Origin of the sequence: Nitratidesulfovibrio oxamicus, assembly GCF_015731765.1 — a bacterium.
GTDB classification, from domain to species: domain Bacteria; phylum Desulfobacterota; class Desulfovibrionia; order Desulfovibrionales; family Desulfovibrionaceae; genus Cupidesulfovibrio; species Cupidesulfovibrio oxamicus.
The window spans coordinates 1-15288 of record NZ_VRYY01000343.1 but is presented as its reverse complement, the minus strand read 5'-3'; the positions used below and the strand labels follow the sequence as shown (position 1 = coordinate 15288).

The following is a 15288-nucleotide window of genomic DNA, read 5'->3' as shown; positions in this document are numbered from 1 at the left end:
GGTGGGATCGTTCGACGAGCTGTTCGGCGTGCTGCGCAGGGTAGGCGCCCTGGCTGGCGAGCCGCAACGCGCCGCCGCACTGGAAACGGCCCTGCGCGCCCGGCTGGACGCAGTGGCCGCGCGGGTGGCGGATCGCACCCCGCCTGCCGTATTCTTCGAGGTGCGCCACCCCAACCTGCTGGCCGCCGGGGCCGATTCCATCGTCACCGACATCATCGCCCGCGCCGGGGGCCGCAACTGCGTCACCGCCGAAGGTCGGGTGGCCCGCCTGAGCGAAGAGGAGTTGCTGCGGCTCGACCCTGCCGTCTATCTGCTGCAACGCGGTCCCATGAACCCGGATCCGGAACCGCCCGCCACGCGGCCCCACTACGCAACCCTGTCCGCCGTCCGGAATGGCCGCGTGCTCGAAGTGGACGAGGCCCGGTATTCCCGCCCCGGCCCCCGCGCCGTGGACGCCGTGGAGGAACTTGCCCGCTACCTGCACCCCGATGTATGGGGCACCACTCCGGCCACACCCGCGACCGACCACAAGCAGACTGTCCCCTGAACCCGCGGCTTGCCCGGCCCCATGACCTGTCCTGTCCGTACCGACCGCGTCCTATCCCCAAGAGGTTTTTCATGCCCGCCTTCAATGATACGCCCCGGCCCGCCTGCGGCACCCTGTTCGGCATCGGCGTCGGCCCCGGCGAGCCGGATCTGCTGACCCTGCGCGCCGCCAACGCCCTGTCGCGGGTGCACGTGGTGTTTGCCGCCTCGTCCACGCGCAACGACTATTCGGTGGCGCTGGACATCGCCCGTCCCCACCTGCCCGCCGACGTGCGCATCGAGACGCTGGGGTTTCCCATGACCCGCGACAAGGCCGCCCTGGCGGCAGCGTGGGAGGCCAATGCCCGCGCGGTGGCCGACACCCTGCGCAAGGGCGACGACGCAGCCTTCCTGACCCTGGGCGACCCGCTGATCTATTCCACCTTCGGCTACCTGTTGCGCACCCTGCGCCGGGTGGCCCCGGACCTGCCCGACGACGCGGTGCAGGTGGTGCCGGGCGTCACCTCGTACCAGGCGGCGGCTGCCCGCACCCGCACCATCCTGTGCGAGGCGGATGAAACCCTGCTGCTGGTGCCCGGCGTGAACGGCACGGACAAACTGGCCGCCGACGTGGCGGGCGCGGACAACGCCGTGATCCTGAAGGCGTACCGCAAGTTTCCGGAAATCCGCCGGGTGCTTGCCGATCAGGGTTCCGCGGAACAGGCGGTATTCGTCTCCCGCCTGGGGCTGCCGGGCGAGGTCATCGCCCCCTCCCTGGCCGATGCCCCTGATGCACCGCACTACCTCACCCTGCTGCTGGTGCCCAAGGCCCGTACCGGTGACGATTCCGGCGACGATACCGGCGAGGCGTAGCCCCTCCCGGCTCCCATCCCCTTTCCGACAACGCCGAAGGGCCGCCCGTTTCCCGCGGGCGGCCCTTGTCTGTGCAAAACGGGCAACGCCGGCCAACTTCGATTCCGCCTGCCCCTCCGCATTACCGCCCGCCCCGTCACCCGGGTTCCTCGCGCACCCTGCGCCCCCGGCTTCCCTTTCCCATTCCCCTGCCTTTTCCTTCCTCTCCCGCACGCCGCACACACCAACGGGCCGCCCGGCATCGCCGGACGGCCCGTCCCCTTGCATCCATATATATGAAGACTGCGCGCCCTACCCTCGCTTCAACTGCTCCACCAGTTGCCGCAACTCCTGCCCCATGCGGGCGAGTTCGGCCACGGCCTGCGACGACTGTTCCATGACCTCCGCCGTCTCCGCCGCAATCCGGTTCACCTCGTCCGTGCCCCGGTTGATTTCCTCGCTGGCGGCGGACTGCTCTTCCGCCGCCGTGGCGATGGCCCGCACCCGGTCGGCGGTTTCCTGCACCACGTCCACGATCACCCGCAGGGAATCCCCGGCCATGGTGGCAAGTTCGGTACTGCGGCCCACGGACATGGACGCCTCTTCCATGCCTCGCACGTTCTCGCGCGACGATCCCTGGATGGCCCGCACCGCGTCACCCACCTCGCGCGTGGCGTTCATGGTCTTTTCGGCCAGCTTGCGCACCTCGTCGGCCACCACGGCAAAGCCGCGCCCGGCATCGCCTGCCCGCGCCGCCTCGATGGCGGCGTTCAGGGCCAGCAGGTTGGTCTGGTCGGCAATGTCGCTGATCACATTCAGGATATGCCCGATGGATTCGGCCCGGTCGCCCAGTTCATGCAGGCTGCCCCGCAGCAGGGCGGCCTTGTCGTTGACGTCCTCGATGGCTTCCACCACCGAACGCACGATGCCCTCGCCGTCTTCCGCCTGACGACGGGCCTTTTCCGCGTTGTCCGCTGCGGACGAGGCGTTGCGGGCCACCTCCATGACCGTGGAATTCATCTCTTCCATGGCCGTGGCGGTCTCTCCGGTGCGCTCGCGCTGCACGTCGGCGCCCCGACTCGCCTGCTCGATCTGGGCGGCCAGTTCCTCGGACGCGGAACCCACACGATCCACGATCACCTCCAGCCGCGCGGCAGCCTGCTGCATGCCCTCGCTCTTGGCGCGCTCCGCCTCGGCACGGGCGGACTCGGCCTCGGCCATGGCCTGCCGGGCCTGCGCCCCCTGTTCCTCTGCCTCGCGGGTCTTCTGTTCCGAGGTGGCGATCATGTCCTTCAACCGGTCCACCATGGTGCGCAAGGCGTTGGCCAGCGTGCCGATCTCGTCGGAACGGGCCACGTCCAACTGCCGCGAAAGATCGCCCTCGGCCACGGCGCTGGCGAATTCCACACCCTTGCCCAGCGCGTTCACGAGGTTGCGCACGATAAGAAAGATCACCGTCCCCACCAGCACCAGGATGATCGTGGTGGCGGCCACGCTCACGTTGCGGATGGCGGCCACCGGGTCGCTGACGTCGCTTTCGTCCACGGTGACGCACATGATCCATTTCGTGGACGGTTCCTCCATGAAGTACGCATACTTTGTAATGCCCTGCCATGGATAGGCGATGCTGCCCGTACGCTGCGCCAGCACCCGCTTGCCCCAGTCCAGTTCGCTGATGTCGGTCTTGAGGATCAGCGAAGGATCGGGGTGGGCGATGACCTTGCCGTTGCCCGCCACCAGAAAGGCGTAGCCCGTCTTGCCGATCTTGATGGGATTGATGAATTCCTTTGCGTACCTGCCAAGGTCCACCGCACCGTACAACACGCCCGCCACCTTGCCGTCCACCTTGATGGGCACTGCCAGCACGACCACGGGCGTGTTGGTGGTCATGCTCATGAGCGGCTCGGACACGGTGGCCTCGCCCTGCATGCCGCGCTTGAAGTAGTCGCGGCTCGCACGGTTTTCCTTGCCGACCGATGCGTCCAGATTGCTGGCCGCAACGACGCCGTCCGGCCCCAGCACGTTGACCACCTGGTACACGTCGTAGGTGGCCACCACCTGACGCAAGGCCTCGTTGGCTCGCCGCACCACGGCGGCCCTGTCGCCGCCCGGCGGCACCCGCAGCACGTCCACCAGCACGTTGCGCATGGCCTGGGTGGCGATGTCCTCGCGCTGGTCCTGAACACGTCTGCCCAGTTCGCCCGCGGCAGCGCGGACCATCATTTCCGACTGGGCATTGATGGCCTGGTGCAGGGCGTCCTCCGACACCGAATACGCCAGCCACGAGGACACGACCATGCCGACAAGCACCAACCCGAGCGTTGGCACGAGGAAACGGTTGCGAAGATTCCAGCCCATGGAGCACCTCGCCTGTTGCAACCCTCCCCCGAAGGCGGCACATTTTAATGTGACAGTATCAATATAGCACGACACCCTGGCTGGCGATAGCCCCGCACCGCTGAAAATACAGCGCGGAAAAAGCAGCGGGGCCGGACGTGTCCGGCCCCGAAACATTGCGGGGGAAAGAAAAGGCGAGGGCGATCAGCCCGGCGGCAACGACGGCACCAACGCAGACGCCGGGCACGCCGCACGTCGCGTCAGGAACGGGGGGCGGCCAGGGCCTCCAGGCTCCATGCCGTGGCACGTGCCAGCACGTCGCCCATGGCCGTCTCGAAGGCTTCGGCCACCTGCGGCAGGGCAGGCCCCGCGGCGGGGCAATCACTCCCGATGGCGGTAAAGGCCACGATGCGCCCGGTCTTCAGGTCCACCAGGCGCAGGGCAAGTTCCACCTCGATCGTTGGGGCAGAGCCGTCACCCATGCGGGTATTGAAGCGGCGCAAGTCGCTCATCAGCCGGTAGTCCGGGTAGATGCCTGCCGATTCCTCCGCCGCGCCGTCCAGCCGCCCGACACGCTCGAAGGCTTCCACCAGCAGCCGCTGCACCAGGCGCGGGACTGGGCTGGTCCACTTGGCCCCCGCGTAGTAGCGCACCTCGCGCCCCCTGTCCCCACCCAGCACCAGCACGATGCGGTCGGTATCCAGCATGCGGCTGGTTTCCGGCAGGGAGACGGCCAGTTGCAGGGGCAAGGCGCCGGCCGCGCCGGGGGTGGGCATGGGTGGGTCCAGCAGCAGATGGATGGGCGCTGGGCCGGGGTCCAGTATGCGTGCACAGCCGGGCAGCACGGCCAGCAACAGGGCGAGCAGCAGGGCGAGGAGCAGCAACCGGATCCGGTGCTTTCGAAGGGCGGGACCAATGGCCCCCGGGCTCGGCGCAGGCGATGCGGCTGCGCGATGAACAAGGGCACGCGATGCGGACGGGCACGGAGCGGGGGCGGACATCATCGGGCATCATACTCCGGTACGGGGTTGCCGAACAGGAAGCGGCGGGGGTCGCTTTCCACCTTGTGGGCCAGCCGATCCAGCGTGCCCACCAGTTGGCGGGCCTCGGCCAACAGGCGGCGCATGTCTTCCAGCCCCTCACCCGAAAACTTGGTCACGCCCGGCTCGGCGCGCGCCACCATGCCGTCCATGCGCCGGGCCATGTCGCCCACGGCGCGGGTGGATTCGCGCAGGTCGGTGCGCAGGTAGTCGCGCATGTCGATGGTGGCGCCCTCCAGCCCGGCGGATGCGTTGGCCAGGCGCCGGGTGGTCACGTCCAGGTTGCCAATGATGCGGTCCATGGCATCGGCCCGGGCGGCCAGCCGCGCAGAGAGCACGTCCAGCGATTGCAGCGTCTGCGCCAGCGCCCGGCGATTCTCGTCGTCGGCCATGCCCGCGATGCGCTGGATGAGTTCGCGGCTGTCGGAAACCACGGCGGGCAGCCCGGCGAACAGGGCCTCCAGCCGCGAAAGCTGGGCGGGGATCACCGCCACATCTTCGCCGGGTTGCGGCTTGAGCAGCGGGCTGGTGGCCGTGCCGCCGGAAATCTGCACCACGGTCACGCCGGTGATGCCGCGCGCCTCGAGCGAAGCCATGGAGTCGTCGCGCACGGGGGTGTTGGCCGCGATCTCGATGCGCACCTTGACCCGGCCAGGGTCGGTAGGGCTGATGGTGATGGCCTTCACCGACCCCACCTTCACCCCGTTGAACAGCACGTCGTTGGCCACGCTGAGGCCGGAAACGTGCCCCGTGAAATTGATGTCGTACTGCACAAGGTCCACGCCGCTGCCGCGTCCCGCCGTCCACAGGATGAAGGCCAGCGCCCCCACCACGGCCATCAGCGTGAATACCCCGACCAGCACGTAGCTTGCCCTGATCTCCATGTCATCTCCCTTGGGCGGGGGTCTGCCCGGCATGGGCGTCCCGGCCCGCAGGGCCGGACACCCCGGCGGCCACGCGTCCGCGCGGCCCCGTGAAGTATTCGCGCAGCCACGGGTGGTCCACCCGCAGCAATTCCTGAATGGTGCCCACGGCGTAGATGCGCTTTTCCGCCAGCACGGCCACCCTGTCGCACACGGCGTACAGCGAGTCGAGATCATGGGTGATCATGACCACGGTAAGCCCAAGCGCGTCGCGCAGATCCGCGATCAGCGCGTCGAAGGCCGCGGCGCCGATGGGGTCCAGGCCCGCCGTGGGTTCATCCAGAAACACCACCGCCGGGTCCATGACCAGGGCGCGGGCAAGCCCCGCGCGCTTGCGCATGCCGCCGGAAAGCTCGGACGGGTATTTCAGCGCCGCCTCCGGCGCCAGGCCCACCATGCGCAGCTTCAGGGCGGCCACGTCGTCCATGGCGTCGGGCGGCAGGTTGGTGAACTCGCGCAGGGGCACCTTGATGTTCTCGATGACCGACAGCGACGAGAACAGCGCCCCGTCCTGGAACAACACCCCCCACTGGCGGCGCACGGCGCGGCGAGCGGCCTCGTCGGAATGGGTGATGTCCACCCCCAGCACGCGCACCTCGCCCGCCTGGGGGCGACGCAGGCCGAGGATGGTGCGCAGCAGCACCGACTTGCCGGAACCCGATCCGCCGATGAGCCCCAGCACCTCGCCGGGGCGCACGTCCAGGTCCAGGTTCTCGTGCACAGTCACCGTGCCGAAGCGGTTGGCAATGCCCCGCAGCGAGATGATGGGCGTGCCCGTCACCCTACACCCCCAGCGACATGAACAGGATGGCGAAGCCCGCGTTGGCCACGATGACCAGGAAGATCGACTCCACCACCGCCTGGGTGGTCAGCCGTCCCACCGATTCCGCGCTGCCGGTCACCCGAAAGCCCTGGAAGCATCCCACGATGCCGATGATCAGCGCAAAGAACGGCGCCTTGACCAGCCCGGTGACGAAGTTGGCCAGCCGGGTGATCTCCAGGAAGCGCACGGCGAACGCGCCGGGCGAGATGCCCAGCGACAGCCACGAGGCGATGCCCCCCCCCAGCACGCCCATGAAATCGGCGATGAAGGTGAGCACAGGCAGCATCAGCACCAGGGCCACCACGCGGGGAATCACCAGCACCTCCATGGGGTCCAGCCCCATGGAGCGCATGGCGTCCACTTCTTCGTTGGCCACCATGGCCCCGATCTGGGCGGTGAACGACGAGCCGGAACGCCCCGCCACGATGAGCGCCGTCAGCAGCACGCCCAGTTCGCGCAGGGTGGAAACCTCTATCAGGTTCACCACGAACACCTGCGCCCCGAAGCGGGTGAACTGCTCCGACCCCATGTACGCGGTGACCAGCCCGATGAGAAAGGTGAGCAGGGCCACGATGGGCACGGCCTGGATGCCGGTCTGCTCCATGTGGTGCACGATGGACACCCAGCGCAGCCGCCATGGCCGGGCCACGGCTGCCGCCAGCGAGACCAGGAACATGCCCAGGAAGCCGATGATGGAACGAACCTGCTCCAGTTCCTCGACGATGGATGCGCCGATGGCGTTGAGCGCGCCCAGCACCGGGGATACCCGGCGCGCGCGCGGCACCGCGGAAATGTCGATGGCCCGCACCCGGTCCAGCAGCATGGACTGGCCATGATCTGGCACATGCCACACCACGTGCGCCCCCGCCGCCGCCATGCTGGCGGCGGACCGGCAGAGCAGTTGCGCTCCGGCGGTATCCAGGCGGCTCACCTCGGCAAGGTCCAGGTGCACCACGGGGGCATCGCCCGGCACCGCGCAGGCGTTGCCCACCTCGGCGCAACGGTGCAGCAGCCGGGCGGTCATGCGACCGATGGAGGCCACGTCCCACGCGCCGGAAAAGGTGAGCACCAGTTCGCGAGCACCCCCGTCCGCCCCGTCCGCACCGTCAGGCTGGTCGGGCTCCACGCACGACGCGGCGGGCGTGCAGTCCAGCCCGGGCTCGTGGGGTCCGGCGTGGGCGTCCGGGTCGGGGCGCCGGTAATCACCCTTGAGGGTGGGTTCTCGGAACGGGGGAACGGTTTCGCGCATTCAGGCAATCTACCACGCCCCATGGACCGCGCCAAGGGCACCGGACGCGGCCAGTCCGAAAAAGGCCGCAAGGGGGAAGCCGGGCCTGACCGGAACCCCGATCCCCGTTGCTGCGCCGAGGGCGCGCGTGCATGCGCGAGCGCGGGCGGCAGCAGGCGCGTGACCGCAGACACGGCTGCGTACTGACCGCTAAACGCGGCAGGCTGAAAAGGCACGCAAGGGAAAAGGAAGGAATGCGGCGGCGGCAGGACGCGCGCGAAAGGCGTGACCAGCGCGAAGAACCGCGCGGCCAGAGCCCGCGCGCGGCATGTACTTCCCGACGGTGATGCCCGGACAGCGGCAACCGGACGGCGGCAGCCAGACAATGCCCGGCAGACGCTGCCTGCCCGGCGGTTATCCGGTCGTGGCCATCCGACCGTGTCTATCCGCCCGTGGTCATCCGGCGGCGGCTATTCCACGTCGTCGTCGTACCACTCGTGCTCGTAGCCGTCGGTGAGCTTGTAACTGCGCACCTGCAACAGCAACTCGCCATCCTTTTCGCGCACCACGCCCACGACTTCCACGTGGGCATTGATGTGCGCCGCAAGGTCGGCCCCGGCACCACGCGGGACGATGTGGAACTCAGTATCGCCAGCAGACACGGCCACCTTGGCGGCCATGTCGTCGTGCCCCTTCAGGGTGAGCGGCACGATGTACCCCTGAACAGTCCTGATGCCTTCCATGGTATTCACAAGTGGTTCTCGCGCGAACAGGAAAGGGTCCGCCTTTCGGCCCCACACAACACTGCGGAATATTACCCCTTTCCCAAAAACGCAAGTGTTTGGCGGTGCATGATGTGCAATTTTTTTCCAGGCCAAAAAAACATGCGTAATTTCAGCGGGCTGAGAACAGCACTTTTCATGCGCAGAGGGCCGCCGTGCAGTGTCAGCCCGGATTCCGTCACGCAGGCTTCGCGGGGCTAGATACGCCTGCCCAGGTCCGCCGTATCCACGCCGTACAGGTGTGAAGCCTGCGGCGCGGATTCCCCGTTGTCCTCGTCCACCACCGAGTACCCGGTGACGTCAAGGGTGAAGTAGCCGTCCTCTATCTGGCTGGCAACGCCCGTCACCACCACTTCCAGCCCGTCCAGTTCCAGGTCGGTGACGCCCCGCAGCAGAAAGATGCGGTCGTCCATGGTTTCCAGCAGCGGGCCGTCATCGGTGACCACCACCACGCCGGTCACCACCACTTCGGGGGTTTCCGGCCCCATGGTCATGCCCGTGGCGTGGGCCGCCGTTCCCGCAAGCATCCAGTTTGCCAGCAGCACCAGCAGCAACGCCGTCACCAGCGGCCGCAGCCCGCACCGCGCAGACGCCGCCGCGCCGCGCACCCCTTCCTGTATCCGCGCCTTCATGATCCTGCCCTCTTCCTTGCGCACTGTCCTTGCCCCGCCCCTGCATGCCATCCTTGCGCCCCGAAGCTTCGTGCCCGGCGCGCTCGTCGACAACATTATTCCGCCGCGTCCACCACCGCGAAATCACGCACCGTGAACAGCAGCCGCCCGTCGCGCGCAGCCAGCCAGCCCGTGGCCGTCACCTTGCGGCGGCACAGGCCCAGCAATTCCGGATGCTCCGCCACGTTGCCTACCACCAGTTCGCGCTCGCGGTCATCGGCAATGAGCACCCCGGCAACCTCGAAATCCTTGCCCCAGGCGTCCGGCAACACATACCCGGCAACGGACACCAGCGACTCGCCTTCCCGCCCTTGCGTGCCTTGCGCCGCCCGGGCCGGGATGCCTGCACCACCCATGGCGTCGGCGGGCCTCCCGAAGCCCTCGGGAAGCCCGCCGGGCGGGTCGCAAGCCAATTGCCGGGGCGTGGCAGCCACAGAATCCGTGGCGCTCGCGCCCTTGTGCGGGTATTGCCGGAAATCCATGCCTAAAGCTGAGCATTTTCCGCGCCATAGCGACAAGTTGGCGCTCTTTCTAGATTTTTTGTATAGGAACGCAAAAAACAGGAATCATGAATTCCTTTTTTTGCAGGTTGTGTGATCACAACACCACGGAATACGCCCTAACCTGCCATCGCATGTCGCATCGCACTTCTATAACATGCTGTATGTAAAGATAACAAACAACAATAAGAACTTTTAGTTCCTGAAAAATAAAAAAGGAACTTTTAGTTCTTTTTAGAACTGCCAGTTCAAAGCACTGCGCGCCCATGGCGGACCTTTTTCCACCATCGGCGCGCTCCATGCCGGACATGACCGGCATTCCGAAATCTGCAGGGGGCTTTCAAACCAGGCGGCTCTAGCCGTGCAGCTTGTAGTCTTCCTTGCGCAGCCCGTGCCGGGTCATCAGCTTGTGCAACTGCCGGGTGGTCACCCCGGCCAGCGCGGCGGTGCGTTGCACGCTGCCCCCGCACTGGGCCAGCGCCCGCTCCAGGTAGGCCCGTTCGAACACGTCCACCGAGCGGCGGCGGGCCTCGGCCAGGGGCAGGGTGGTGTCCACCGTCGCCAGCCGCCCACCGCCGCCGGGACCGAAGAATTCCGCCGGAAAGCTGTCCGGCGTCAGCACGGTGCCGCTTTCCAGAATGCAGGCCCGCTCGATGAGGTTTTCCAGTTCGCGCACGTTGCCCGGCCAGTCGTAGCCCATGAAGGCGTCGATGACCTCCGGATGGATGGACCGGATGTCCTTGACCATCTGGGCGTTGTAGCGGCGCACGAACAACTCGGCCAGCAGCAGCAGGTCTTCCTTGCGTTCGCGCAGGGGCGGCACGTCCACGGGAAACACGTTGAGCCGGTAGTACAGGTCGCGCCGAAAGCGCCCCTGCGCGCACAGCGCGGCCAGATCCTCGTTGGTGGCGGCGATGACGCGCACGTCGGCCCGCAGCACCGCCTCGCCCCCCACCCGCTGGTAGGCCCGGTCCTGCAGCACGCCCAGCAGCTTGATCTGGGCCGACTGGCTGACGGTGCCGATTTCGTCCAGAAAGATGGTGCCGCCCTCGGCAATTTCGAACTTGCCCGGCTTCTTGCGCACCGCGCCGGTAAAGGCGCCCTTCTCGTGGCCGAACAGTTCGCTTTCGATCAGCGTGTCGGGAATGGCCCCGCAGTGCACGCTGATGAACCGCCGCGTGCGACGGTTGCTGTGGTTGTGGATGAGCCGGGCGATGAGGCTCTTGCCGGTGCCCGTCTCGCCCGTAAGCAGTACGGTGCTGCGCGTACCCGCCACCAGCCGCACCTTGTCGAACACCTCGCGCATGCGCGGGCTGTTGGTGTGGGCCAGATCCACCCCGTCGCCCGCCCAGTGGCGGTCGCGCAGGTAGTCCAGTTCCGAACGCACCAGCGCCGATTCATGCAGCTTCTGGGCGACGAGGCGTACTTCCTCTTCCAGCAGGGGATACGGCAGGTAGCTCCCGGCCCCGGCCTGCACCGCGTCCACGGCGTGGCGCACGGCATCGGCGTCGGCAAGCACGATGATCTCGGCGGAGGGCACCCGGCGCTTCACTTCCCACACCGCCTCGTGCAGCACGCGGCGCGAGGGCTCGCGTCCTTCCAGCAGCAGGCCGAGGTCGATCATCACCATGTCCAGCGCGCGACCGGTTGCCTGGGCCAGCGCCTCGGCCCGGGTTCGGCAGGGAATGACCGTGACGTCGCCGGAAAAGCTGGCGCGCAGCACGTGCAGGGCGTCTTCGTGCGGGGTGACGGCGAGCAGGTATTTCATGCGGTCCTCGTTGCCCCTTCGCCTATGGGAAGCCGGGCCGGAGCGCAACCCCCGCGACGGGGCGCCGCGCGTTCATCCCGACGCGTACTGTGCATTTCTTTACATTTCCATTGGGAATTCATAGGCTGCATTAATGGAAAATCCGGATACGGCACGGCGGACGCTGGGGTTCCACCGTGCCCGGCCACAAGACTTAGGAGGTTCGTATGTTCTCTCGCAACTTCCCCGGACGCCGTTTTGCCGTCGCCATGCTTGCCCGCCGGCGCCTGCTGCCGGTCACCCTGCTGCTGGCGCTGCTGGCAGCTGCCCTTGCGCCCGGCATGACGCGACCGACGCATGCCGCCGATGCGGATTCCATCATCGGGGCCGTGGACGACGCCATGCGCCAGGCCGACCGGGCGCGCGACGCCTATGACCGCGTTCGCTCCTCTGGCGACCGCAACGCCATTTCGCGCTACGAGCGGGACTGGCGCGATGCCGAATACAAGCTGGAAGACGCCCGCATCGAAAACCTGTCGCGCGAATCGGGCATGTCGCCCTCGCGCATCCGGGCCATGCGCGAATCGGGCATGGGCTGGGGACAGGTGGCCAAGGAGGCGGGAGCGCACCCCGGTTCGCTGGGAGTGGGGCATTCCAAGGGCAAGAAGGGCGGCTGGAACCGCGACGACGACCGCGACCTGTCCCGCGACTACTATCGCGACCGACACGACAGGCACGACAGGCACGACAGGCAGGACAGGCAGGACAGGCAGGACAGGCAGGACAGGCAGGACAGGCACGACGGGGACCGCGACGGAAAGGGCTCCAGGCACGACGACAAGCACGACAAGGGTGGAAAGGGGAGCGACGACTACCCGCATGACGGCAAGGCAAAGGGCAAGGGCAAGAAGTAGCCTCCCGCCGCGTTGCCGCGCGCGGCAACCCTCCCCTGCCGTGCGCGGTGCCCGTTGCGGCACCTTTACAAGCACGCGGCCACGCGGCTACGCTGCGTCTTCGTCCCACCGTGCACCCGACGGACTGCCGCCGGAACCTTTCCTACACCCCGCATCGCAGGAGCACGCCAATGGCCCAACGCACCGCCATCATCCCCGCCGGCGCCCCCGCCCCGGTCGCCCCCTATTCCCCCGGCCTTGCCTGCGGGGGGCTGCTGTTCGTATCTGGCCAACTGCCCGTGGACCCGTCCACCGGCACCTTCGTGGAAGGCGACATGGGCGCGCGCGCCCGCCAGTGCCTGCGCAACGTGCAGGCCGTGGCCCAGGCCGCCGGCGCCGACCTTGACCGGGTGGTCAAGGTCACCGTGTTCCTCACCGACCTGGCCGACTTTGCGGCCATGAACGCCGCCTACGGCGAATTCTTCACCGCGCCCTTCCCGGCGCGCTCCACCATCCAGGTGGCCGCGCTGCCGCTGGGTTCGAACATCGAGATCGAGGCCATCATCGACCTGCCGTAACGGGCCGGAGCGCCCCCTGTCCGCGCGTTCACGATGCACGGCGCGCCCGACACCATCCCCAGGGACGGGCCGGGCGCGCCGCCGCGTTTCGTTCCCTTTCCGGCCCCCCCGTGGCGCCGCTCCCGATCCCGCCAGAACAGCCTGTCCGTCCCCGGTCATCATCCATACCATTGTTTCCGCCCCCTTTCCCCTGCCCGCACCGGAAAATACGGGCCTTCCCTGCGGGACAGTCCACTTTTTCCGGACAAGCGGAATTTCTCCCACCCCATCCCCATTGACCTCCCACGGGGATGGGGATATTCCCTGCCCATGAGAATGATTTTCAACTTCGAAACGGCAAGCCGGACATCCGGCCAGCCGTGCCGACGGTATGCGCCTGCAACCGCTTTCACCCGCGCCGGAGACGGGCCATGCTGAGCACCCTGCTGCACCAGTTCGCGGAATCCCTCGGCAACGCCATAGATGCCAAGGACGCCCACACCCGCTCGCACTCGGAAGAAGTGGCGCTGGCCGCCTTTCTGCTGGCGCGGGCCATGGATTTTTCTCCGGCGGATGCCGACCGCGTGCATGTGGCCGGGCACCTGCACGACATCGGCAAGATCGGCGTGCCCGACGCCGTGCTGCTGAAGGCGGGCACCCTGACCCCCGAAGAATGGGAACACATGCGCGCCCACCCGGTCATCGGCGCGCGCATCGTCAGCCCGGTGGCGGACCTTGCGGATGAAGGCGTAGCCGCCATGATCCTGCACCACCACGAACGATGGGACGGCAGGGGCTACCCGCACGGCCTGCACGGCGAGGCCATACCCCTTGGCGCACGCATCATCGCCCTGGCGGACAGCCTGTCGGCCATGCTCCAGCACCGCCCGTACCGCCCGGCCATGCATTTCGAACAGGCCGAGGCGGAGTTGCTGCGCTGCTCCGGCAGCCAGTTCGACCCTGCCGTGGTGCGGGCCTTCGTCACCGTGCGCGACGAGATGTACCGGGCCTTCAGCACGCCGCAACCGCCGAGGTCCGAACTGGGCGGCCTTGCCTCCATCGCCGTGGCCAGTTGCTGCCGCCATGGCGCGGTGCCGCAGGCTGCCGTGCCCGTATCTGGCGGACCGGACGGACCGGACGGACTGGACGGACCGGGCGCTCTCCTGCCCTCCGCACCATCCGCCGCTCCGGCGGCTACCCCCACCACCCCAGGCGCGGCGGGCACTGCCGACCCCGCCCGCCGCAATGACACCATCGTCCCACGGAGCGCCACATGGGAAGACACGTGGGAAGACGGGCGCGCCACGCCGCGCGGCCTGCTGATCCCGGTGCCCGCATGAACCACACGACGTCCTGCAATACCGGCGCTCGCAACCCGGTCGATTCCGTTGGGGCCACAGGCGCCGCCCGCGCCACGGACAATGTCTCCGGGCCGGGCCTGGCCCTGAGCGCCCCCCGCTGGCTGCGCCGCCTGATCGAGGCCTTCTGGCGCGGCGTGGATGCGCTGAACCCCCGCACCCGGCTGGCCATCGCGCTGTTCCTGGTAGTGGCGGTGCCCGCCGGGGTGCTGCTGCACCATCTGGAATCGCAGGGGCGCGCCGTGTTGCCGGGCCTGCCCCGCGCACTGCCCATGAGCATCTATGATGACGTGGTTCTGGCCGTGGCCCTGTATCTGGCCGGCACGCTGGTGCTGTGCATTCCCGTGGCCGGGCTGGTCTGCCGCTTCGTGCTGCTGCGCGACATCCGCGAGATCAACACCTTCTGCCTGGCCCTGCGCGAAGGACGCCAGCCGCGCCCGCTGGCGCTGCCCAACGAGCAGGAGGACGAGCACGACCTGTTGCGCCTGAAACGCAACCTGGAATGGATGGCCCACCTGGTGGCCAGCCGCGAACGGCACCTGATGGCCCGCCTGGAGGCCACGGACAGCCGTGCCCGGCACATGGAGGAACTGGCCGTGCGCGATGCGCTGACCGGCCTGTTCAACCGCCGCCACTTCGAACGGCGTCTGGCCGAACTGGCCGCCGATGCCCGGCTGCGCCCCCCCTTCCACCTGATGCTGGTGGACTGCGACCGCTTCAAGGCCGTCAACGACACCCACGGGCACGCGGCGGGCGACGATCTGCTGCGCCTGCTGGGCGACGTCATCGCCGAGGCGGTGCGCGCGGGCACCGATACGCCCTGCCGCATCGGCGGCGACGAGTTCGGCATCCTGTTCGCCTGCCCGGACGAAAATTCCGTGCGCGCCGTGGCCGAGCGCATCCGCCACCGCTTCTCCCAGTGCCAGAACCACGGCTGCACCCTGAGCATCGGCATTGCCCGCTATCGCCAGCAGGGCGAAGGCCGCGCCGACGCCGCCTGCCAACTGGCCCCGGTGACCGACGCGGGCAACGCCGCCTGCGCGGGCGAGGGT

The 15288-nt window shown here is 68.1% G+C and carries 15 protein-coding genes; 6 read left to right on the top strand and 9 right to left on the bottom strand.

Annotation, left to right across the window (positions count from 1 at the left end; all coding sequences use genetic code 11):
* Together FVW20_RS11845 and cobI are read left to right on the top strand one after the other, a co-directional pair.
* Positions 1-547, top strand: a 547-nt coding sequence (locus FVW20_RS11845; protein WP_196609776.1) for an ABC transporter substrate-binding protein, incomplete at its 5' end; no start/stop codon positions are given.
* Between the two features lie 71 nt (positions 548-618).
* The gene (gene cobI, locus FVW20_RS11840) at positions 619-1398 is read left to right on the top strand and encodes a precorrin-2 C(20)-methyltransferase (RefSeq protein WP_196609775.1); all 780 of its coding nucleotides are present in this window, start codon (positions 619-621) and stop codon (positions 1396-1398) included.
* A gap of 291 nt (positions 1399-1689) precedes the next feature.
* Here cobI and FVW20_RS11835 read toward each other — a convergent pair whose 3' ends face one another.
* The 9 genes from FVW20_RS11835 to FVW20_RS11795 form a co-directional block, all read right to left on the bottom strand.
* Complete coding sequence (locus FVW20_RS11835) at positions 1690-3735, bottom strand: methyl-accepting chemotaxis protein (protein WP_196609774.1); 2046 nt, start codon at positions 3733-3735, stop codon at positions 1690-1692.
* 239 nt (positions 3736-3974) lie between these two features.
* On the bottom strand, positions 3975-4598 hold the full coding sequence (locus FVW20_RS11830) for an ABC-type transport auxiliary lipoprotein family protein (RefSeq protein WP_231039070.1): 624 nt from the start codon (positions 4596-4598) through the stop codon (positions 3975-3977).
* Between the two features lie 116 nt (positions 4599-4714).
* Entirely contained in the window at positions 4715-5638 is a 924-nt protein-coding gene (locus tag FVW20_RS11825; RefSeq protein ID WP_196609772.1) for an MlaD family protein, read from the bottom strand.
* A 1-nt stretch (position 5639) separates the two neighbouring features.
* A complete protein-coding gene (locus FVW20_RS11820; RefSeq protein WP_196609771.1) occupies positions 5640-6458 on the bottom strand; it encodes an ABC transporter ATP-binding protein in 819 nt (272 codons plus the stop codon).
* A 1-nt stretch (position 6459) separates the two neighbouring features.
* The gene (locus FVW20_RS11815; protein WP_196609770.1) at positions 6460-7749 is read right to left on the bottom strand and encodes an ABC transporter permease; all 1290 of its coding nucleotides are present in this window, start codon (positions 7747-7749) and stop codon (positions 6460-6462) included.
* A 449-nt stretch (positions 7750-8198) separates the two neighbouring features.
* Complete coding sequence (locus FVW20_RS11810; RefSeq protein ID WP_196609769.1) at positions 8199-8471, bottom strand: hypothetical protein; 273 nt, start codon at positions 8469-8471, stop codon at positions 8199-8201.
* A 236-nt stretch (positions 8472-8707) separates the two neighbouring features.
* Complete coding sequence (locus tag FVW20_RS11805) at positions 8708-9142, bottom strand: hypothetical protein (protein ID WP_196609768.1); 435 nt, start codon at positions 9140-9142, stop codon at positions 8708-8710.
* A gap of 95 nt (positions 9143-9237) precedes the next feature.
* On the bottom strand, positions 9238-9537 hold the full coding sequence (locus FVW20_RS11800) for a hypothetical protein (RefSeq protein ID WP_231039069.1): 300 nt from the start codon (positions 9535-9537) through the stop codon (positions 9238-9240).
* A gap of 499 nt (positions 9538-10036) precedes the next feature.
* Complete coding sequence (locus tag FVW20_RS11795) at positions 10037-11449, bottom strand: sigma-54-dependent transcriptional regulator (protein WP_196609767.1); 1413 nt, start codon at positions 11447-11449, stop codon at positions 10037-10039.
* Positions 11450-11655: 206 nt separating this feature from the next.
* Between FVW20_RS11795 and FVW20_RS11790 the strand changes: the two genes are divergently transcribed.
* From FVW20_RS11790 to FVW20_RS11775, 4 genes are all read left to right on the top strand, one after another.
* Positions 11656-12342: a hypothetical protein gene (locus FVW20_RS11790; RefSeq protein ID WP_196609766.1), complete on the top strand. Its 687-nt coding sequence runs from the start codon at positions 11656-11658 to the stop codon at positions 12340-12342.
* Between the two features lie 170 nt (positions 12343-12512).
* Complete coding sequence (locus FVW20_RS11785) at positions 12513-12899, top strand: Rid family detoxifying hydrolase (protein WP_196609765.1); 387 nt, start codon at positions 12513-12515, stop codon at positions 12897-12899.
* A 290-nt stretch (positions 12900-13189) separates the two neighbouring features.
* The gene (locus tag FVW20_RS20075; protein WP_372434990.1) at positions 13190-14218 is read left to right on the top strand and encodes an HD-GYP domain-containing protein; all 1029 of its coding nucleotides are present in this window, start codon (positions 13190-13192) and stop codon (positions 14216-14218) included.
* Positions 14215-15288 (top strand): GGDEF domain-containing protein (locus FVW20_RS11775; RefSeq protein ID WP_196609763.1); only part of this gene is annotated, 1074 nt, incomplete at its 3' end. The genes FVW20_RS20075 and FVW20_RS11775, both read left to right, overlap by 4 nt.